Genomic DNA, 22,734 nt, shown 5'->3' on the forward strand with positions numbered 1-22,734 from the left:
ACTGCAAAGGCGTTAAGATAACGGAAATGGCAGCTGGAATAAACCATGATTATCTGATCAGGCTTAAATCTTACGTAAATCCATGAATAAATGGCCCTGTTTCTGGTGGCATTAGTCTCAGATTATGATTCGATTTTCGAAAAGGTTGTGTTACTTTCGATGAAAAGAACCCATATTAATCGATTAATGGAGAAATCATGCCCACAGCAAGTCAAGGAACGATACACACCGACCTCTTATTAGGTGATGTTCTACCTGCTTATTCTCAACCTCATCAGTCTGATGAACTGACCGTCTTTTTATCTGGCTTGATTCAAGAAATCATTTTCTATCATCCGAGCTTAGTTGATGACCAAACTCAGCTGTCTGATCGCGACAAAATGACGTTGGATGGCGTTCTGGCGGGCACGGCACTCAATAGCCATTTTGTTGATACTCTAGTCTCTGCCGTTGAGCGTTCTATATTGCCTCATCATAAAACGGTTCGCGTTTGCTTAAGTGATGCTGATAGCCACAGTTTTGGCGCGTTACTAGGTGGTGCGTTTGAGTTGTCGGAACTCAACCCTGCGATGGGCCGAAGAGGGGTGTCTCGATTTGCAAGCAGTGCTTATAAATCGGCCTTTGCGCTAGAGTGTGAGGTGATTAAGCAACTGCGTGCTAAAGACGTTGATGTTCAGATCATTGTGCCATTTGTTCGTTCACTCAGTGATGCAGCAAAGATAATTGATCGTCTAGCGGAGCAAGGATTACCAAGGGGCTTGAATAAGCTTAAAGTAATTTATGGGTGTGATTTACCCTCTTCAGCACTGCTTTCTGAGCGTTTGTTACAGTATTTTGATGGGGTTGCCATCAACATTGATACGCTAACCGAGTTTACTTTAGGCGTGGATCGTAAAAATGAAGAGGTAGGGCCATTCTTTGACCCTCAGAATGATTCGGTCATCGAGCTGATTAGCTTAGTTGCTAAAAATGCTAAAGCATTAAATAAGCCTGTTCTGGCTATCTGCGATGAGCTAATCAACTATCCAAAGTTACAAGAAAAATTAGCGGAAAAACAAATATCTTGTTTTATTACAATGTAATAGGCTGATTTTTATAAACTCGACTAAATTCTAATAGCACCACGGTGAGAATTTTGTTATGGTTCACACTGTGGTGTTTATTTGTTAACGAACTGTTGACTTAAGGTTGCATATCCATTTAACTGGTCTGACATGTCTAGGTAGGTGATTTATGCTTTCTTCTCTTCAAAAATCGAATTTGTACTTGAATCTGTTCGGATTCTTTAAGGTTCCACTCATTTGGCTTTGCCGCCCCAAAATTCTTCAATTGGATGACGAGAAAGTCATCGTAAAAATCCCGTTGCGTCGTCGTACTAAGAATCACCTTAACAGTATGTACTTTGGTACATTAGCGGTGGGTGCGGATGTGGCTGGTGGCTTCATGGCGATGCATAAGGCTGATCAACGAGGTGGTAAAGTTTCGCTGGCATTTAAAGGTGTGAGCGCTGAATTTTTAAAGCGCCCGGAAGCCGATGTGATTTTTACTTGTGTCGATGGGAACAAAATCGACAGAATGCTTGATGACACATTTGAAAGTGGCGAACGTGTCAATGAAGCCGTTAAGATCATTGCAACCTGCCCAAGCATTCATGGCGAAGAACCCATGGCCGAATTTGACTTGGTCTTATCGCTCAAAGCTGTCGGTGTGAAGAAAGCAAATGAAGCGTTAAAGAGTACTACTTAACGGTGATCTGTTCGATATCGACAATTTTTGAGCGGTTGATGACTATCTTCCATCGATAATAGGTCTCTTCACCTAAATGATTGTCTTCTTTTATGATCAAGTTAAGTAAGTGACGTTTTTCAACCGATTCTTTGCTCACCTGCCCATCTTTAAGTTGGTAGATTCGGTTGGAGCCTTTTTCCATTAAACGTGCAATTTGTGCCAAGCTGATATTTAGGGTTTCTCGTGTTTGTTCATAACCACTCATAAATAGGGTAGTGGTCATTTCTGTCTGGCAACGGTAATGCAGTATTTGCTCTTCACGTTGTGATACACGATGCTTTCTGATGCTCTGCATTTGATAAGGCAGGTTGTTGAATTTTGTGTAGTCCAACCATTCTATTTTTCGCCCTACAACCTTGTTAGTACTTGGATCAAAGTATCGGGCACGCCATTTAGGCTTGCCTTTACGTATCCAGCGTAGCATTAGCTCTCTTAAATCGTCTTTAAATACCTCACGAAACGCATAAACAACCGACATGGCTAAAATGAACGAAGCGGTGATTTCACCCAGGTAATCTCTCGCCATTAGCATCGTTGTGGTCACGAATAACATCACGATACCTGTTGCTATGCCTTTCACTGCGCGAATCATGTTGTTACCCATGGTTGTGCTCTTTTTACGTAGCAATATTGGGTATTCGATAAGGCGTCGCAGTAGGCGCATTTTATTCGACATGCGGGTGATGTCTTCACGGGCTTTCTTTGAGTTGTATTTATTGAGTTCTCGGTGCGCTTTTTCTTTTTCACATAGCACGATCAAGCGCTGTTTCACTGTGCTGTAATCACCACCACGGGGTAGATGGGCAACCAAAGACAAAAAGTGCTGCTCTGTATACCAAGATAAGTAGTTATCGATGTTGGCGTAGTAACGCTTTAATGTTTCGTCATAAGGAATTGAGCGTCGCAGACGTTTGAGAATATCTAACGATAGCTCAAGAACTTCGTCAATTTCGTCTTCCGTTACAGTGTCTCGTTTTTCTTGGTTGAGTTCATCAACCGCTTTGTCGAGCGCAATAACGTATTGGTAGGCGAATAAGCTCAAACTGACACGGTATTGGTTGTTAGACAATCGCCCTCGTTTTGCTAAACGAGCATGCACCAAAGGTAAGAGTGTTTCGTCACTGTAATAAGCGCGTTTTTCACTCATGGCGCCATAGTAAAAGTCGTTTTCGGGCAATACGATGGGGCTGAGAGGGATGTCTCCCGGAACAAATAGAGCAAATTCAAAGTCCAGTTTTTTCGAAGCAGGCATTACGTGCGTTATCTTTAGTGTAAGCGCATCTTGTTTTTCAACGTTGATCACGAAGTCACCTTTGCTTTGTTATTGGTGATGAGAAAGTACTGGTAGGAATAGAGTCTCGGGAACAGCAAGTAATATATTACCTTCTACAGTTAATAATAGGTCGAATTTCCTCAGCAAGAATACCAGAGTTAACGTATAATCTCCTCCAAATTTGTGATGAGTAACAAAAGCATGATTAAAATTGGTCAAACTAATACCCTTGAGGTAGTCCGTAAAGCGGATTTCGGTGTGTTTCTAGATGCAGATGACTATGGCACTGTTTTACTGCCGAACAAGTTTGTGCCGAGTGAGGCAGAAGTTGGCAAGCCGCTTGATGTCTTCTTATATTTCGATTCTGACCACCAGCTGTGTGCAACGACTGAAACACCTATTGCTGAAGTCGGTCAATGGGGCTTAATGCAGGTTGTTGGCGTAAATAGTACTGGCGTTTTTGTTAACTGGGGTATCGATAAGAAAGACTTATTGGTTCCGTTTAGTGAACAACGTACTCGCTTTGTAGAAGGCCAAGAGATCTTGGTTTACGTATACACAGATACGGCATCTGGCCGCATTGTTGGTACCACTAAGTTCAACAAGTGGTTGGATAATACACCTGCCAACTACGAACAAAACCAGCAAGTTGATTTGATCATCGCTGAGCGCAGCGATCTTGGCTATAAAGCGGTTGTTAATGGTGAGCACTGGGGCATGATTTTCAGCTCGGATGTGTTTGGTAAACTGTTTATCGGCAAGCGTTTGAAAGGCTATATCCGCCAAGTACGTGAAGACGACAAAATTGATTTGTCTTTACAGAAGATCGGCACAGCGAAAATGGACGATCTGAGTGAGCGTGTTTTAGACGTGCTCGCGAAAAAAGACGGTTTCTTGCCTTTGAATGATAAGTCTAGCCCTGACGCGATTTTCAACGTGTTCAGAACCAGCAAAGGTACGTTCAAAAAGACCATTGGTGGTTTGTACAAGCAAGGCAAGATCGTTATCGACAAAGAAGGCATCCGCCTAGTTTAAGTTGTCTTCAAACAAGCGGCCTTCTAATAGGTTATGCCCTAAAAAAAGCCCAGAACGATACCTGTTCCGGGCTAGGGGAAAGACTCTTAATTAAGAGTCTGCGCTAATTGCCGTTGGATTTATAAAACGCACTTATATCTAAGTGGATTTATAATCAAGCATAGTATAGCCAGACTCATTTACCACCATATCTAGTGTTTTTGACGACTCAATAAGGTGGTGAGAGGCCTTTAAAACAGGTTAACGTCTCTAACTTGTTCTCTTGGAAGACCATTTTTAATTCGGTTCCCTACCCATTTTCCTAAGCCAATTACGTCATCAGCCAGTTTTACGATCACTTCACCTTTACCTGATAGGTTTTCTGGGCGTACGTCTCGGCCCATGTACCACTCTCTCGCGTCATCAACAGACAATGACACACAGTTTGACTCGTGACCGGTTGCTAGCGCCATAACGGCTTCATGCTGCCAGCGATAACCATGCTTGTGAGTTTCTGCCAGTTTTACGCCCATACGAGAAAAGCGAATTTCTCCAATCAGATTTTCTAATGTTGCTGGAAACAGCCAGACTTCTTTGTCACGTAGCCAAACTTGGCTGTGTTCAGGTACAACAATATCAAGGGTTTTTAGCAAGCTTTCCGCCACTTCTTGGCTTACTTTTGCGTTGGCTTTTTCAAACGGGAATTTGCCCAAGCGTTTTTTTACTTTTGGTGTTTCTACGCTGGCAAGTTTTCTGATACGAGCAACGAAGAAGCCTTCACTGTCGAATATTTGTGGGTAAACGTGTAGGTAACCTTCAACAGTAGCCGCAGCGCTAGCGTTGTCGAACAAATCGGTTAAGGGTTCGAATTCTACCGCATCACCAAAGGTGTCTTTTAGGTGCTCACACACTTGTTGGTTTTCTTCTAGGTTCAAGGTGCAGGTTGAATACACCATGATTCCGCCGGGCTTTAGAGCTTGGAAGGCACTTTCGATTAGGTCTTTTTGAGTCGCCGCAATGTCGAAAACGGATTCACGACTCCAATTGACCATAGCATCGGCGTCTTTACGAATTGCGCCTTCACCTGAGCAGGGGGCGTCTAGCAACACGGCGTCGAATTGTTCCGGTAACCAACCTCCAAACACGCGGCCATCGAAATTGGTCAATGCAACGTTTCTAACGCCACAGCGTTGAATGTTTGAGTGAAGCACTTTGACTCGGCTAGCGGAATATTCATTGGCAACCAAGGTGCCTTGGTTATTCAAAATAGCGGCAATCTGTGTGGTTTTAGAACCAGGAGCTGCGGCGACATCCAGTACTCGATCAAGTTTGTGCTCGTTTTCTAGCAGTAGCGCGGTAACGGGCATCATAGAGCTGGCTTCTTGGATATAGAACAGGCCAGCCATATGTTCCGCTGTATTACCTAGCGGCACGGTTTCGGTTTCGTCACGTTCAATCCAAAAGCCGGTGTCACACCACGGCGCTGGTTTTAGTGTCCACTGTTTGTCTTTTGCACGCACTAAGAAATCTTCTACCGATATTTTAAGTGTGTTGACTCGAATGCTACGGCGAAGGGGTTGTTTGCAAGACGCGATGAACTCATCCATGTTTAAGTGACTTGGCATGGTTTCTTCGATCTGACGGATAAATTCGTCTGGCAATTTAATATTCTGGTGCAAAGTGACGATACTCTAAAGGTTATTTGGCGCTAATTCTAACTGATACAAAAAAAAATGCAGCCTAGCTGGCTGCATTCTATTAGAAATTTTAAGGCTTACTGACCTTAAGGCCTTGCCTGTTGTTTAATTCTTGCCTTCTGCCTTCTGCCTACAGCCTATCTTGGCTTCGGAATAATCGTACGCCACTCTTTCCATTCCGGTTGACGGGCGTCGTGAAGCAAGAAAGCTTGGTTAGCATCCGCGATAGGTTTTAATGGGTTCGTATCTGGTGTTGCAAACTCAATTCCGCCTCTAACGATGCTATCAACGGTACCGGCTTTGATTTTAGCTCCGGTTAAACCAATAGAGACATCAACTCCTGAGACATTCCAAAATAGGGTGTTCTCGCGCACGAGGTACGCATATTTTGGCGCAACCTCTATCGTGGTGATAATGCGGTCGGATAGATCACCTAAAGTCACATTCGTTACTTGGCCGACTTCGATATCTCTAAAGAGAACCGGTGTGCCTTCAGCCAAAGAAGAGCGGCTTGGGCTTTGCAAAAAGAAGACTTTCCCTTTGGTTGCTTTGCTCTTATTTTCTAGTGCAAAGGTGTATTTTGCTTTAGTGCCAGCGGGTTCAACCTGAATATATTGGCCAAGTAGGGATTCAATATTTTTGACTCCACGGATACCCAATTGTGGCTGCACAATCCAAAAGTGGCTGTCATTTTTTGCTATGTGACTAACGTACTGCGGAAGAATCCTAGCAGAGATAGAAACATTCTCTTGGTGGAAGTTTGGCGTGACGGAGGTGACTTCACCGACGGGCACACCTTGATACTTCAATTTCATGCCTGCAGTAATTGCCGCATTATGATCGCTGGTCAACGTGATCTGTTTGCCATATTTTTTCGCTTCGTCGTAGCTGTTGTATAGCTTCCAGTGGTCACGCTCTTTATTTTCAATGCCATCAAGTGAATCAAAGGCAATACCGCCTTTGATCATGTTGAGGAGTGGGGCTGCGGTAATGTCGACACCATTGAGATCGGCTTTAACTTTGATCCCAGAATAATTCCAAAAAACGGTATTTTTAGATAGCAGGTGTTTGTATTGGTTGTTGATTTTTAACTTAATTAAGACACCATTTTTACTGAGCGCGTAGCTTGAAACTTTACCAACTTGTAGGTTTCTGTATAACAGAGGGCTTCCTTCTGAGACGGACGGTAAACTTTGACTGAATACAGTTAAAGTTTGAGAGCCTGACTGATTGAAATCGGCTAATTCAGCCAGTGCTTGGCTAGGAAACAGTTGGTATGAATCGCTTGGTGTTGTGACGCCGTCACTCGTAAAGCTAATGGCACCAGACAATATCTGTTTTGCAGGCGGTACGTGAACGCTGATGCCTGAATCGGTTAAGTCTGCGGTGATGTTGCCAGAAATGTAGAATCGGTTGTTACTTTTAATAAGGGGGGCGTAGACCTTGTCTATCAAGGCATCAATAATTACTTTCTCTTTAACCAGTTTGATGTCTGAAATAGAGCCGACGGGTAACCCGCGATAATGAATGTTAGAGCCCGCTTCTAAGCCATAAGAGCTCTCGGCAATTAGTTGGATTGGTAATGAGCCATTTTGCTCACGAAGTAGGGCGTCTTTACGTATAGCTGTGAACTTTCGGGCTTTTTCTCCTTCACCGGGAACGAGCGTCAAGAAATTACCCGTCACCAAGTTACCAAGGTTTTCCACGCCCGATAAAGACAGTTTGGCTTCTTCTAGCAAAAAACGGGTACCTGTGTTCAGGGTATCCGCAAAGCTTGGCTGTACTGAAGCAAATGCGATGATGTGCTGTTTGTCTTCTGACAGTTGAACATCGGTCACTTGACCCACTTCAATGCCCTTGTACATGACAGGCGCACCATTAGTATTGATTTTGTTGTCGTTCGGCAGCATGACTTGAATACGAATGCCGCGACCTGCTGTGTTGAGATCTGGGTAAAGTTTGTATTCATCGCCTTCTTGCAATGGTGCACCTTCGTCAGGTGAGTCAACAGCAATTGCGCCACCAAGCATGGCACTTAAGCTTTCAATTTGCACATCTACACCACCAAATCCGATGTGGGCTCCGATGCCACTGACGTTCCAAAAGCGGCTGTTGCTTGAAATGAGGGAGGTATACTCGTCTTCAATGAAGGCTCTGATCTGAACAGATTTGGCGTCTTCATCTAATTGATAGCCGTATACTTCACCGATTGGGATTTTCTTGTAGACGATCTGAGAACCAATTGAGATAGAACCTAATTCAGTAGAGCGCAAGAGGATGTTAGTCCCTTCGCTGGCCAGTAAGTCGCTTGGGGCATGATCTAAACCTTGAAATACGGTCTTGTCGCTATCATCGTTGTCGGAGATCTCTCCACCTGGATGGATGGAAATATAATTACCTGACACCAAAGCATCTAATCCTGAAATACCAGAAAGACTGGCGGTGGGTTTTACGAGCCAAAAACGCGTTTTGTCGCTGAGTAACTTTGTGGCTTCTGGGTATACGTCGGCGTCGACAAAAATGCTTTCGAGATCATCGGCCAATTTGATGTCTTTTACCATACCGACTTCAAGCCCTTGATAGCGAATGGTGGTTCTGCCAGCGATCAACCCTTGTGCGTCGGAGAAGTGAATTTGAATACGTTCACCGGCATCATTGATGGCACCCATTACCAACCATCCCGCTAAAATGATGGTGACAATAGGCAATAACCACAATGGGGATAAGCCAGACTCTTTTTTCACTTTAGGAGAAAATGAGTCTTGTTGATTTTCGTTACTGCTCATTATTTTTTGAAGTCCGTTTTGAGTTGGGGTAATTATCCCAGATCAGTCGAGGGTCTAGGCTATCTGCTGCTAGCATGGTAAGTACCACTACAATAGCAAAAGCAATAGCGCCATAGCCGGGGGTAAAATCAAGAATTTGTCCGCGGTCTAATAATGTCATCATGATTGAAATTACAAATAGATCCATAACAGACCACTTTCCAATCCATTTCACTGCAAAAAAAATCGTCATTCTTTGTTTATGAAAACAACGCCTTTTAAATTGTATTGCGAGCATGATATAGCCAAGCCCGAGAATCTTTGCAACAGGTACAACAATACTCGCGATAAAGATAATAGCGGCGATACCGGGCATGTCGTTTTTGACCAATGATGCGACACCGGAGAAAATGGTGTCTTCTAGCCGTTTACCATTGGTGAGTAATATAGAGATAGGCAGCACGTTGGCAGGAATAATCGCAATGGATGCAGCGATTAAGTACGCCCACGTTTTTTGAATAGAATTGGGCTTGCGATGATAAAGCTTGTGATGACAACGATGGCATTGTGAACCTTCAGGTTGAGACAGATGGCAATTGCGGCAATGCACTTGTTTGTTATCACACTGGTAGCTTTCTTCTGGCTTCCAGGCTTCCCAGTAACGCCTTACGCTAATACGTGAGAGAAGAATAATGGTCGTCAGTTGCAATAAGATAAGGCCTGTTAGACCCCATCCGATAAATATATCGGCGTATTCTTGCAGTTTAAAGCAAGAGATCGCAATGCTAACAAGGAACACATCGAGCATCATCCAGTGTTTAAAGTAGTGAATGGTAACCAACGAATACCTAAGTGGTTTAAACCACCGAAAACGCAGCGATAAGTGAGACAACAGCACCGCCGAGCAAACTATGAATGGCGCGATCGATGTACAAAAGAGCACTAATAAGCCAAGAGAGCCGAACCCGTCGCGTATTAAGTCGAAGGCACCACTTGGCAGCGTCGCTGGGATCATGACGCCAAAGAGTCGAATACTGATGTAGGGAAAGAAGTGCGAGGGAATGAAAAGTAATAAGCAAGCGATGGCAACCGCGAGATCGCCATTAAGCGTTCTGTCGCCACCTCGGTAAAGTTGCGTGTTGCAGCGAGGGCAGTATGCACTAGAACCTTTCGGTACTTTAATTTGGTCGACAGGCAGTTCGCACCCTTGGCATAGGCGAACTTTACTTGGAGATTGTGCGTGATCGACTAAAGCGCCCATTTAAGGCGTCGGCCTTTTGGAAAGGGCAACGTTCTTGTGGAAAAGCCTGATATCGCGTTTCGCTATGTCAATGTTCTGTTGAACCATCTATCGCTACCTGTTGTCGTAATCACGCCACCATTTTGTAATGGCAGTTATAACTATTCTAGCAATAGCAAGACCTTATTGCCTGCTGTTGGGTTGTAACTTGGTTTACGCCCTTAAAGATAAGGAGGTGAGATATTATGCCTGAAGTTAGCTAATACTTGTATATGTACTTGTAACACAAAGGCTATTTTACCACGAGTTACTCTAACATCACTAGTTTAAGTGCTCTGACCATCAAGTACGAATAGAAAGAGGGGCTGGCGGTTAATTATACAATTAGATGTTTATTACGGCCAAATAGCAGAAAACGGCATAATTTACCTTGAGTTAATCGCTAAGAATCGCTAATAGTGGGATATCGACTATTTAGTGCGACTTCATCAGTAAATGGATGTAGGCAATAACAAAGCTTGAAATTTAAGGACAAAATGAAATGACAGAAGTGAACTACCAAACACTGACAAAACAAGCGATAGCGATCATTGAAGATGAAAGAGACTTGATTGCTAATTTGTCGAACATCAGTGCATTACTGAATATGGAGCTCACCGATCTTAATTGGGTGGGGTTTTATTTAATGCGCGATGGCGAATTAGTGCTCGGTCCATTTCAGGGTAAACCTGCCTGTAATCGCATCCCCGTCGGGCGTGGTGTTTGCGGTACGGCGGTCGCGACAAACTCGGTGCAAAGAATTCATGACGTGCACGAATTCGAAGGTCATATCGCTTGTGATGCAGAAAGTAACGCTGAGATAGTGATCCCGTTTAGCATTAATAATGAAATTGTTGGAGTTTTAGATATTGACAGTCCCAAAATTGGCCGATTTAGCGAACTAGATGAGCTCGGGCTGACAAAAATGATGCTAGAAGTTGAAAAGATGCTCAATTCCCATGCGAACAAGGATTAAATTGTTACTTGGTTGTGGTTTTTCCTAGTCATCTCACTATAATAGCCAAATATTTATATGAACACCCTGCGAGAAGGCTCGCAACAACCAGGAATCCACATGGAAAACACTGAAAAGTTAAAAAACAGCAAAGAAGTTATTGCATACATTGCTGAATGTTTCCCTAAATGCTTTACTTTAGAAGGTGAAGCTAAGCCACTAAAAATTGGCATTTTTCAAGATCTCGCTGAACGTTTAAGCGAAGATGAAAAAGTAAGCAAGACTCAGCTTCGTGCTGCACTTAGACAATACACGTCTTCGTGGCGCTATCTTCACGGTGTAAAACTTAACGCAGTTCGTGTTGACCTTGATGGTAACGATTGTGGCGTTCTAGAAGAAGAACACGTAGAACACGCGAAAACTGCATTAGCAGAAAGTAAAGCTCGCGTACAAGCTCGTCGTAAAGAAAAAGCTGAGAAAGCTCGCGAAGAAGGCAAAGCGAAGAAAGCCGCTAAACCTCAACAACCGCGTCGCGCGAAGCCAAAAGCACAACCTAAACAAGAAAAGGTAGCAGCACCTACACGTCCTCTTGAGTCTGGCGATATGATCGTTGGTAACTTAGTAAATGTGAACATGGGTACAGGAAATATGGCTGCTACTATCGTAGAAATTAATAAGGATGATGTGCGTGTGCAACTGAATAACGGCCTGCAAATGGTTGTAAAATCGGAGCACTTGCGCGCATAAAGGAGATAATCCTACGCATGAAATGTCGTTCTAAACTGACACTGATCGCTGCCAGCTTTTGCTTGGCGGCGTCAGCGCAGGCTCTCGAAGCCAAATTATCAAAAGCCGATTTAACTAAGCTTGTTCCTGAAACTCAACATGCCACCGCGAGCAAACGCATTACTTCGCGTTTAACTCGTTCTCACTATAAGCATTTCAGTCTTAATGATGCATTTTCTGAAGCGATATTTAATCGTTACATAGAAATGCTTGATTACAATAAGAACATTTTTACTCAAGCCGATATCGATTCTTTCCAAGATTGGTCTGTCTTATTAGACGATCAGCTTAAATCTGGAGACAATACCGTCGCGTTTGATGTCTATAATCTGGCAAATGAACGACGTTTCGAGCAATTTGCTTATGCGTTAACTCTTCTGGATAACGAAATTACGTTCGAAGCAGAAGAGAGCATGCAACTTGATCGCAGTGAGGCTACTTGGCCGAAAAATAAAGCCGAAGTAGACGAGCTGTGGCGTAAACGTGTCAAATACGATGCGCTTAATTTGAAGACGACTGGCAAAGACTGGTCTGAAATCAAAGAGACATTGGAAAAACGCTATAACAATGCAATGAAACGAATCTCACAAACGAAAAGTGAAGATGTGTTTCAATTGTATATGAATGCGTTTGCCAGAGAAGTTGATCCCCATACTAGCTACCTTTCCCCTCGTAATGCAGAGCAATTTCAAGCAGAAATGAATTTGTCTTTAGAAGGCATTGGTGCTGTATTGCAAATGATTGACGACTATACCGTGATCCGTTCAACCGTTGCTGGTGGCCCCGCGGCAAAAACCAAGCAATTAGGTGATGGCGACCGCATTATAGGTGTAGCTCAAGACAAAAAAGAAATGGTCGATGTGATTGGTTGGCGTCTAGATGACGTTGTTCAGCTAATTAAAGGGCCAAAAGGAACTAAGGTTCGCCTAGAAATCCTGCCTGAAGCAAAAGGCGCTAAAAGTTACGATGTCACTATTGTCCGAGACAAGATCCGTCTAGAAGATAGAGCGGTGAAGTCAGAAGTCATTGAACAAGACGGTAAGAAAATCGGTGTGTTAGAAGTACCGAGCTTTTATGTGGGCTTGTCTAAAGACACCGATAAACTGATCACCGAGTTGAATGAAAAAAACGTAGACGGCATTGTTGTCGATTTACGTAACAATGGTGGTGGTGCGTTAAGTGAAGCGACGGCGTTAACTGGGTTGTTTATCAAAAGTGGGCCCGTTGTTCAGGTTCGTGATAGCTACGGTCGTATTGAACAAAACAGTGATACCGACGGTCAAATCAGTTACCAAGGTCCATTGACGGTTTTGGTTAACCGATACAGTGCTTCGGCGTCAGAAATCTTTGCGGCGGCTTTGCAAGATTATGGTCGTGCTGTTGTATTGGGTGAAAACTCGTTTGGTAAAGGGACTGTGCAACAACACCGTTCTTTGAATCATATCTATGATCTTTTTGATAAAGAACTTGGCTATGTGCAATACACCATTCAAAAGTTCTACCGAATCAATGGTGGCAGTACTCAGCATAAAGGTGTTATCCCTGATATTCCGTTCCCTACGGCCATCGTGCCAGAGGAAACAGGCGAGAGTGTTGAAGATAACGCACTTCCTTGGGATAAAATCAAACCTGCTAATTATTCGATGTTAACGGACAGAACCGATACCATTGCTTACTTGTCGACATTGCACGACAAGCGTATCGCAACGGATATGGAATACGGGTTTATTCAAGAAGATATCGTTAAATATAAACAGGAAAAAGAAGATAACTCTATTTCTCTTAATGAAAAAGCAAGAGAACAAGAGCAAGATGAAGCCGAAGCATTGCGCCTTTCTCGCATCAATCAACGCCAAAAAGCAGATGACAAGCCTGAATTTAAAACGTTAGATGATGTGCCAAAAGACTACGAAGCTCTAGACGCTTATCTCGATGAAGCGGTTGCCATAACCGTTGATTTAATTGAGAAAAAATCTTAATTTTCACCAGTTTTTAGCATTAAATTAAAGAAGCGAACCCGTTGGTTCGCTTTTTTTTTCGTCAAAAATTAATGTGATATAGATCAATTTTCTGTGTTTATTTTATTTCTATGCCTAAGCTTAAAGAAAAGTAAGGGGGTTGTTATGAGATTGTTGATTGTACTGCTTGCATGTTTGACAATGGGTGCTGGCCAAGTGGCGGTGCCAAGTAAGACGGATCTAACTCAGTTTAACTATCCTTTCCTTATTGGCGACTGGTACATGTTTAATCCAGAACCGCTGGAAAGCCCCGAAAATTTCTTAGCTATTCGCCTCACGTTAGAATCAAACTACATTTTTACTATCGAAATCCAGAAGAAGGACAGCAGTGTTGATTATTGGCAAGGGAGATACGAGGCCGATGAAACAACATTGGTGTTAGGACTCGATTCACCATCCCCACAAGTGTATGCCTATAACAACAATCATAATCAACTGAATCTAAATGGTGTGTTGTTCCATAAAGGATTGCCTGATGCGTTAGTTGGTCAGTGGACCAGTGAACAATTGAAAGGCGACTCCATACTCGCCAGTGACGTCAGCCAAATGGATCTAATTTTACAGCCCGATTTTGTATTTCAATTTCGCGTGGTTTCCAACGACGGTTTGGAGGCGGTGCATGACGGAATATATATAATAGAAGATGACCATATTGTATTGATGTATCGTGATGGAGAACAAGATTCACGTTACACCTTAGTGGAAGATAAATTGACCTTGGCGAGTGAATCGTCAGATATGTATGCTGTGCTCAATAGAGTGAAATAGTGTGGGACGCTACACTTAAAACATGCTGTGCGTAATAAAATCGGGGCTGATGCCTCGATTTTTCTGTCTCAAGCATTATTGATCTGTATAAAGAGCGACAGACCTGGCGGATATGCACACCCGAAAGAGGGCAAGGTTGGTATTCTTGGTAACGATTGTTTATTATGGTTACAAGTGTTTGAACTGTATGTTGCAATTAGTATAGTTGGCTAGTTTATCGTCTCTAGTTAGCGTTAAAATTCGAGTTGAATATAATTTAAGCAATTATTGATTGCATAAGAACACATTTCCAGATGAACAAAACACCAAAAATTTAATAAATCCTGTTAGGGAAACAAAAGGAATATAGCATGGCTCAGAATCCTCAAGCCAAATACCGTAAAGATTACCAATCTCCAGAATTTACCATTTCTCACCTCGATCTTACCTTTGATCTTTATGACACCGAAACGATCGTTACTGCGATTTCTAACGTAAAAAAATTAAAACAAAGCAGTACGTTATTGTTAGACGGTGATGATCTTGTTCTTAAAGCGGTAAAGGTAAATGGAGAAGACTGGAAAGATTACCAAGAACTCACGAGTCAGCTTGAAATCAACAATCTTCCTGATGAGTTCGAGTTAACGATTGAAACTCAAATTGACCCAACGGCTAATACGGTACTGGAAGGTTTGTACAAGTCAGGCGGTGCATTTTGTACTCAGTGTGAAGCTGAAGGGTTCCGTCGAATTACTTACTATCTAGATCGCCCCGATGTTTTGGCCATCTTCACAACAACGGTTATTGCAGACAAAAAAGAGAACCCATTCTTACTCAGTAATGGCAACCGTGTTGAAGAAGGCGAGGCTGACAATGGCCGTCATTGGGTCAAATGGAATGACCCACATCCCAAACCTGCGTATCTATTTGCTTTAGTGGCTGGTGACTTTGATGTGTTGAGCGATAGCTACACGACAAGTTCTGGCAGAAACGTTGCACTGGAGATCTTTGTTGATAAAGGTAATCTTGATAGAGCGCCTCACGCGATGACCTCTCTTATCAATTCGATGAAGTGGGATGAAGAACGATTCGGTCTTGAATACGATCTTGATATCTACATGATCGTCGCGGTTGATTTCTTTAATATGGGCGCAATGGAAAACAAAGGCTTAAATGTTTTCAACTCTAAGTTTGTATTGGCGAATGAAAAAACCGCAACCGATACTGACTACCTTGGCATCGAAGCCGTAATCGGGCATGAGTACTTTCATAACTGGACAGGTAACCGAGTGACATGTCGTGACTGGTTCCAACTGAGCTTGAAAGAAGGCCTAACCGTATTCCGCGATCAAGAATTTTCTTCTGATCTAGGTTCTCGTTCTGTTAACCGTATTAGCAATGTACGTACAATTCGTGGCCCTCAGTTTGCTGAAGATGCGAGCCCAATGTCTCACCCAATTCGTCCTGAAAAAGTGATAGAAATGAATAACTTCTATACGCTAACAGTGTATGAAAAGGGCAGTGAAGTGATTCGCATGATGCACACCTTGCTTGGCGAAGACAAATTCCAAAAAGGCATGAAACTGTACTTTGAGCGCCATGATGGTACAGCTGCAACCTGTGAAGATTTTGTACTAGCAATGGAAGAAGCTTCCGGTGTTGATCTTAAGCAGTTCCGTTTATGGTATAGCCAGTCTGGCACTCCACTTGTTAAAGCGACCAGCCAATATAATGAGAGCGACAGTACTTTCTCATTAACCTTGACGCAATCAACACCAGCGACGCCAGATCAAAGTGATAAACAGCCGCTTCATATTCCTATGAACGTAGAATTGTATGCACAATCTGGTGACGTTTTTGAGTTACGCCGTAACGGTTTAGTAAGTGGTAACGTTTTAGACTTTACCGAGCAAGAACAAACGTTTGTGTTTGAAGGGATTAGTAGCGAACCCGTTGTTTCTTTGCTACGCGAGTTTTCCGCTCCGGTCAAATTAGAGTACAGCTATCAAGATGCTGACCTGATGTTCTTAATGGTAAATGCGAAGAACGATTTTGCTCGCTGGGACGCTGGTCAAATGTTACTGGCTAAATACATTAAGTTGAATGTAGCACGTGAACAAGCAGGCGAAAACTTCGAGCTACCAAGCTCGGTTGTGGATGCTTTCCGTGGTGTATTACTTGATGCATCTTTGGAGCAGGCATTCATTGCTGAAGTACTCACCTTACCAAGTGAAAACGAAGTAGCAGGTTGGTTTAAGCCAGTCGATGTGGATGCGATCAATCACGTTCTTCATTCGATTAAGAAAACATTTGCCACTGAAATGGTCGAAGAGCTTTCTGCAACTTATCATTCATTAAAGCAAAACGGCTATAGTATTGATCATGATTCTATTGGTCGACGTGCATTGCGAAACAAGTGCCTGGGCTATTTAGCACTGACTGAAATTGGCAACCAAACCGTTGTTGATCAGTTTGCACAAGCGACAAACATGACGGATACGATGGCAGCATTAGCGAGTGCAAATCAGGCGCAATTGCCTTGCCGAGCCGAGATGATGCAGTCGTTCAGTGATGAGTGGGAACATGACGGTTTGGTAATGGACAAGTGGTTCATGTTGCAGGGAACGAACCCAGCACATGATGCACTGCCGGTTATCAAACAAACTATGTCCCATAAAGCGTTTGATTTGAAAAACCCGAACCGTACACGCAACTTAGTCGGTAGTTTCTTTGCGAACAACCCAGTTCATTTCCACGCAAAAGATGGCAGCGGTTATGCTTTTGCCGGTGAGATTTTAGCTCAACTGAATAAGAGTAACCCGCAGGTAGCTTCGCGTTTAATTGATCCACTTCTGAAGTACCGCAACTACGACGAATCTCGTCAACAGTTAATGCGTACCGAGCTAGAAAACATCGCTAAGCTGGACAATTTAGCGAAAGACTTGTTCGAAAAAGTGACCAAAGCGTTAGAGCAATAATAGCGGGTGCACAAGTGACTAAGTCATAATGATAGGCGCTAATTCGTAATCGTTGTAAAATGGATTAGCGTCATCTTTCTATTAAAATCTTTCTACCAGAAACCAAACCAAGGAGTAAAAACAGCGGCATGAACCAGTACCATTTTTCAATCAGTATTCCTTATCATGAATTTCTGCAACATTATTCTGGTAGTGCTGCCAGTGTGGTTGTCTTTACCGATCAAAGATTAAGGCTTCAGTTGCCTGCTACTAGGTTCAGACCTTTTTTAACACAAATTGGCGTGAAAGGACGCTTTAGACTCACAACTGACCATAATAATAAGTTTGTTAAGTTAGAAGCTCTGTAAATTTACTGAATTTCAGTTAGTTAAATAGGCATCTAAATCACACTATTCAACATTTCCCTCCAACACTTCAGTTTTCTTGTAACCTTTTGTCAATATTACTTTTACAATAATAGGTGGAGATACCACATTGCGTAACCGCAAGACTCTATTATGATTATTGATACATACGAGTATTTGATAATCGAAGCGAATGATCGCGATTTATTGGCAACCACTACTATTCTAAGATTGGAGCGTTTTATGGCCGCACGAGAAAACGTTGTGCCGGTACTGCTTGAAAAAGTTTACCGACTAATTCAAGACAAACTAGAGCTTACCCATCAGCCCCTTGTTACTCAACTTGCTCAACACTTGTTTAGTAATATTTCACAAGACGATCTAGTCCAGCGAAATGAGTCTGACCTTTATGGTGCTGTTATCAGCCTTTGGCATCATATCTGCGAAAAGAAACCTAACGATATATCCGTCCGAGTATTTAACCCGACCGTAAGTCGACACGGTTGGCAGTCTACTCATACGATTGTAGAAATCGTAGTACCAGATGGGCCGTTCTTAGTAGATTCGGTCAAAATGGCATTGGTACGTTTAGATCTTTCTAGTCACTTAATGTTGCATGGCCCAACAAAAATCTCTCGAGACAAAACGAATGCCGTTACAGCACTGAATGACCCAGACGGGAAAAGACTGTCTTTGTTTCACATTGAAGTGGACATGCTGACAGATAAAGCTTTAATGACTGAGCTGAAAAATGAACTTAAATCCATTTTAGTGGATGCTGGTTTGGTCGTATCAGGCTGGAAGCCAATGGCGGCAAGACTCAATCATGTGATTGAAGAGATCGAACAACAAAAAAATTCTCTACCAATAGAAAACGAACGAATTAATGAAACCATCGCATTTTTGCGCTGGCTCGGTGATCACAACTTCACTTTTATGGGTTACAAAGAATATGACTTGGTGGCGGTAGAAGGCGATCATGAGTTGCGTCCAACGGATGAACAGGGGATGGGCATACTGTCGGTCGGTGAACGTGTTCGTAGCATCAAGTTATCTAACCTTGCAGATTCAGCTCGAATAGAAGCCAAGAAACCTTACTTATTGATCGTAACAAAAGGCAATACAGCTTCTCATATTCATCGCCCAGCTTATACAGATTACATCGGTATCAAGAAATTTGGTAAGAATGGCAAAGTGGTCGGCGAGCATCGCTTTACGGGTTTGTACACTTCTGCGGTATACAATCAGAGTGTGTCAAATATTCCGTTGATCAACGAAAAGGTAGAGCGGATCCTTGATTCAAGTGGCTACCTAGCAGGATCGTATTCATATAAAGCGCTTAATAATATTTTAGAGAACTTCCCTCGTGATGAACTACTGCAAGCCAGTGAACATGAGCTTCTAGAGGTGGGTTCCGGCGTTGTACAAATGCAAGATCGAGACATGTTACGTTTGTTTGTAAGGCGTGATCCGTTTGGTCGTTTCTTTAGCTGCATGGTCTATGTGACTAAGGAAAGATATAACACGGAACTTCGTAGGCAAACGCAGCGAATCATTGGTGATTATTTTGACTCAGACCAAGAAGTTGAGTTCACCACATTCTTCTCTGAAAGCCCACTTGCTCGTACGCATTACATTGTGCATGTTAAAAATAACAATATGACGGTGAACGTGAAAGAAATAGAACAGAATCTAGTAGAAGTCTCTTCATCTTGGGATGACCGATTACAAGACGCAATTATTGCAAATTTAGGTGAAAGTACCGGGCTTCCTCTTTCAAAAGAGTACTTAAAAGCGTTCCCACGTTCTTACAAAGAAGCGATGATGCCAGGAACGGCCGTTGCTGATATTGAAAGATTAGAGTCTCTTAACGACGATAATAAACTGGGTATGCTTTTCTACCGTCCTCAGGAAGAGCCATCGGATTCCAAAGCAGTACACCTTAAGTTGTACCATAGTGACGAGCCAATCCATTTATCAGATGTGCTACCTATGCTTGAGAACCTCGGTTTAAGAGTAATCGGTGAGTCGCCTTATGAGGTAACTAAGTCTAATGGGACAGTTTACTGGATCTTAGATTTCTCTATGTTGCACACCAGTGTTAACGACCTTGATTTGCGTGAGGCAAGAGATAAGTTTCAACAAGCATTCGCGGCGATTTGGGCCGGAGAGCTAGAAAGCGATGGCTTTAACCGTTTGGTACTGGGCGCCGGTCTTACTGGTCGAGAAGTGACTATTCTACGTAGTTATGCCCGTTACATGCGTCAAGTCGGCTTTCCATTTAGTCAAAGCTACATTGAAGACACACTAACGCATCACACGGACCTTGCCAGAGGTTTGGTTGATCTCTTTATTAAGCGCTTTGATCCAAAATACAAAGGCAGTAAGAAGAATCAAACTGAGTTGATCAATAAGATCACCAGTGAATTAGATAATGTAGAAAGTTTGGATGATGATCGTATTATTCGTCGTTACATGGAAATGATCATGGCAACGTTGCGAACGAACTACTATCAAAAAGACGAAACAGGGCAGCCAAAACCTTGGTTAGCACTCAAACTCAAGCCAACTGAGATCCCTGAAATTCCACAGCCGGTTCCTGCTTACGAAATCTTCGTATACGCACCAGACATTGAAGGTGTTCACTTACGAGGCGGCAAGGTTGCACGTGGTGGCCTTCGTTGGTCAGACCGTCAAGAAGACTTCCGTACGGAAATTCTTGGTCTTGTGAAAGCGCAGCAAGTAAAAAATACCGTTATTGTACCGGTCGGTGCAAAAGGTGGTTTCATTTGTAAGCGTCAGCATAACTTTACTGGCCGTGATGAAATCTTTGCTGAAGGGCAACGTTGTTATAAACGCTTTATTCGTGCGTTATTGGACGTGTCGGATAACATTATTGAAGGTGAAGTTGCACCTCCTAAGAATGTGGTTCGCCATGATGAAGATGATCCGTACTTAGTCGTTGCTGCGGATAAAGGCACGGCTACGTTCTCTGATTTGGCTAACTCTGTGTCTGAAGACTATAACTTCTGGCTCGGTGATGCCTTCGCATCCGGTGGATCAAACGGCTACGATCACAAAGCCATGGGGATCACCGCAAAAGGTGGTTGGGAATCGGTTAAGCGACACTTCCGCGAGATGGACATTGATTGTCAGTCTACGGATTTCACTTGTATCGCGGTTGGTGATATGGCGGGTGATGTATTTGGTAACGGTATGCTGCTGTCTAAGCACATACGTCTACAAGCCGCGTTTAACCATATGCATATCTTCATTGACCCGACACCGAACTCGGCAAAAACTTGGCCGGAACGTGAGCGCCTGTTTAATCTACCGCGTTCTAGCTGGGAAGATTACAATAAGAAGTTGATCTCTAAAGGCGGCGGTATTTTCTCTCGTCGATCTAAATCGATCGATCTAACGCCTGAAATTCAAAAAATGCTTGGCACGCGTAAGGCTTCTATGGCGCCTAACGATCTGATCAAAGCTATTTTGAAAATGGAAGTGGATCTACTTTGGAATGGCGGGATCGGTACGTACGTTAAATGCTCAAGTGAAACCCATACTGATGTTGGTGATCGTGCCAATGATGGTCTTCGCATTGATGGCGGAGACTTAAGAGCGAAAGTGGTCGGTGAAGGCGGTAACTTGGGGATGACTCAGTTAGGTCGTATTGAATATGCGTTAACTGGCGGCCGAGTGAATACCGATTTTGTTGATAACGTTGGTGGTGTAGATTGCTCGGATAACGAAGTTAACATTAAGATCTTCCTTAATGCCCTGGTTGCGAATGGCGACTTAACCGTTAAGCAAAGAAACCAGATTCTCAATAAAATGGAAGATGATGTTGGTGAGATCGTATTGCACGATGCATATTGCCAGTCAGAATCTATCTCTGTGAGTGAGCGCCAAGGTGCGGCGTTGGTTAAAGAGCAAATTCGCTTTATTCATACAATGGAAAAAGCCGGTTACCTAGATAGGGCGCTTGAGTATATTCCTGATGATGAAACCCTACTAGAAAGAGAGAAAATGGGTAAAGCGTTAACTCGCCCTGAAATCTCTGTTCTTGTTGCTTATGGTAAAATGGTTCTTAAAGAGCAGTTAGTGTGTGATGAAATTTCAAATGATGAGTTTCATGCAAAACAAATTGTTAATTACTTTCCAGATGAGTTACGCCGTAACTACCTAGATCATATGGCGAATCATCCACTGCGAGCCGAAATCATTTCAACGTGTTTGGCTAACCAAATGGTTAATGAAATGGGCTGTAATTTCGTAACTCGTATGCAAGAAGAGACGGGAGCAACGGTTGTTGATATTGCGAACGCGTATTCGGCCGCACGAGAGATTTTCGATTTTGGTGATATTTTAACTAAGATTCGTAGTGCAGATAACAAAGCCACGACGGATGCTCAATATGACCTGATCTTTAATATACGTCGAACGCTTAGACGTTTGTCTCGCTGGTTACTAAGAAATCGTTCAAGTAAATACACCGTTCAGCAGCTTATTGATTTGTACCATGACGACGTTCAAGAGACGATGACCGGGCTTGATACGTTATTAGTGGCTGGTGAAGTAAAAGAGCATAACGATTTAGCAGACCGCTGGATTGAAAAGGGCATTGATCGCTCGGTTGCAAATTACGTGGCAAGACTGTCTAGTTTGTACTCAGCACTGGATATATCCTCAGTAGCTCGTGAACAGGGTAAATCGGTCACTCAAGCGGCAAAATTGTACTTCACGCTCGGAGACCGTTTGTCACTGCATTGGTTCTTGAAACAAATTAACAATCAAGCGGTGGATAATAACTGGCAAGCGTTGGCAAGAGCGACATTCCGAGAGGATCTCGATTGGCAGCAAAGATTGTTAACCGGACAGGTTATGAGTTGTAATTGCACCAACGATTCGTTCGACACCGAAAATGCTTTGGATGAATGGATAAAGCAAAATCAATCATCTCTAGCACGTTGGGATAACATATTGAATGAATTCAAAGTCGGCTCCGTACATGAATTTGCTAAATTTTCAGTCGCATTACGAGAATTAGCACTTTTAAATTTGAATTGTGCTGCAAATGAGTAAATAAT

At 43.0% G+C, this 22,734-nt stretch carries 14 protein-coding genes; 10 read left to right on the forward strand and 4 right to left on the reverse strand.

Going from position 1 to position 22,734, the window contains the following annotated elements:
• Positions 1–197 precede the first annotated feature (197 nt).
• Positions 198–1,082 (forward strand): putative PEP-binding protein, encoded by an 885-nt coding sequence (locus VTAP4600_RS02810; protein ID WP_102521400.1) that lies wholly within the window; start codon positions 198–200, stop codon positions 1,080–1,082.
• A 151-nt stretch (positions 1,083–1,233) separates the two neighbouring features.
• The gene (locus VTAP4600_RS02815; RefSeq protein WP_102521401.1) at positions 1,234–1,746 is read left to right on the forward strand and encodes a DUF4442 domain-containing protein; all 513 of its coding nucleotides are present in this window, start codon (positions 1,234–1,236) and stop codon (positions 1,744–1,746) included.
• On the opposite strand, the gene VTAP4600_RS02820 is transcribed toward VTAP4600_RS02815, so the two are convergent.
• Positions 1,739–3,091 carry a hypothetical protein gene (locus VTAP4600_RS02820; RefSeq protein ID WP_102521402.1) on the reverse strand — a complete coding sequence of 451 codons (1,353 nt, stop codon included), beginning with the start codon at positions 3,089–3,091 and terminating at the stop codon, positions 1,739–1,741. The two genes, VTAP4600_RS02815 and VTAP4600_RS02820, sit on opposite strands and share 8 nt — an antisense overlap.
• A gap of 171 nt (positions 3,092–3,262) precedes the next feature.
• On the opposite strand from VTAP4600_RS02820, the gene VTAP4600_RS02825 reads away from it, so the two are divergent.
• The gene (locus VTAP4600_RS02825) at positions 3,263–4,096 is read left to right on the forward strand and encodes a CvfB family protein (protein ID WP_102521403.1); all 834 of its coding nucleotides are present in this window, start codon (positions 3,263–3,265) and stop codon (positions 4,094–4,096) included.
• 230 nt (positions 4,097–4,326) lie between these two features.
• On the opposite strand, the gene rsmF is transcribed toward VTAP4600_RS02825, so the two are convergent.
• The 3 genes from rsmF to VTAP4600_RS02840 form a co-directional block, all read right to left on the reverse strand.
• Positions 4,327–5,700, reverse strand: coding sequence for a 16S rRNA (cytosine(1407)-C(5))-methyltransferase RsmF (gene rsmF, locus VTAP4600_RS02830; protein ID WP_415239683.1), 1,374 nt, complete (start codon positions 5,698–5,700; stop codon positions 4,327–4,329).
• 209 nt (positions 5,701–5,909) lie between these two features.
• The gene (locus VTAP4600_RS02835) at positions 5,910–8,558 is read right to left on the reverse strand and encodes an MlaD family protein (protein ID WP_102521405.1); all 2,649 of its coding nucleotides are present in this window, start codon (positions 8,556–8,558) and stop codon (positions 5,910–5,912) included.
• The gene (locus VTAP4600_RS02840) at positions 8,548–9,798 is read right to left on the reverse strand and encodes a paraquat-inducible protein A (RefSeq protein WP_102521406.1); all 1,251 of its coding nucleotides are present in this window, start codon (positions 9,796–9,798) and stop codon (positions 8,548–8,550) included. Before VTAP4600_RS02840 ends, VTAP4600_RS02835 begins: the two co-directional genes overlap by 11 nt.
• 520 nt (positions 9,799–10,318) lie before the next feature.
• Between VTAP4600_RS02840 and VTAP4600_RS02845 the strand changes: the two genes are divergently transcribed.
• The 7 genes from VTAP4600_RS02845 (at position 10,319) to VTAP4600_RS02875 (ending at position 22,729) form a co-directional block, all read left to right on the forward strand.
• Positions 10,319–10,792, forward strand: a complete 474-nt coding sequence (locus VTAP4600_RS02845) for a GAF domain-containing protein (protein ID WP_102521407.1) — start codon at positions 10,319–10,321, stop codon at positions 10,790–10,792.
• 99 nt (positions 10,793–10,891) lie between these two features.
• Positions 10,892–11,518 (forward strand): RNA chaperone ProQ, encoded by a 627-nt coding sequence (gene proQ / locus VTAP4600_RS02850; RefSeq protein WP_102521408.1) that lies wholly within the window; start codon positions 10,892–10,894, stop codon positions 11,516–11,518.
• Positions 11,519–11,535: 17 nt separating this feature from the next.
• On the forward strand, positions 11,536–13,536 hold the full coding sequence (gene prc / locus VTAP4600_RS02855; protein WP_102521409.1) for a carboxy terminal-processing peptidase: 2,001 nt from the start codon (positions 11,536–11,538) through the stop codon (positions 13,534–13,536).
• A 144-nt stretch (positions 13,537–13,680) separates the two neighbouring features.
• On the forward strand, positions 13,681–14,343 hold the full coding sequence (locus VTAP4600_RS02860) for a hypothetical protein (protein ID WP_102521410.1): 663 nt from the start codon (positions 13,681–13,683) through the stop codon (positions 14,341–14,343).
• A 350-nt stretch (positions 14,344–14,693) separates the two neighbouring features.
• A complete protein-coding gene (pepN, locus tag VTAP4600_RS02865; RefSeq protein WP_102521411.1) occupies positions 14,694–17,300 on the forward strand; it encodes an aminopeptidase N in 2,607 nt (868 codons plus the stop codon).
• Between the two features lie 128 nt (positions 17,301–17,428).
• Entirely contained in the window at positions 17,429–17,647 is a 219-nt protein-coding gene (locus tag VTAP4600_RS02870; protein WP_102521412.1) for a DUF2835 domain-containing protein, read from the forward strand.
• 240 nt (positions 17,648–17,887) lie between these two features.
• Complete coding sequence (locus VTAP4600_RS02875) at positions 17,888–22,729, forward strand: NAD-glutamate dehydrogenase (protein WP_102523878.1); 4,842 nt, start codon at positions 17,888–17,890, stop codon at positions 22,727–22,729.
• Positions 22,730–22,734 lie beyond the last annotated feature (5 nt).

It is taken from the genome of Vibrio tapetis subsp. tapetis (assembly GCF_900233005.1).
Lineage (GTDB): Bacteria > Pseudomonadota > Gammaproteobacteria > Enterobacterales > Vibrionaceae > Vibrio > Vibrio tapetis.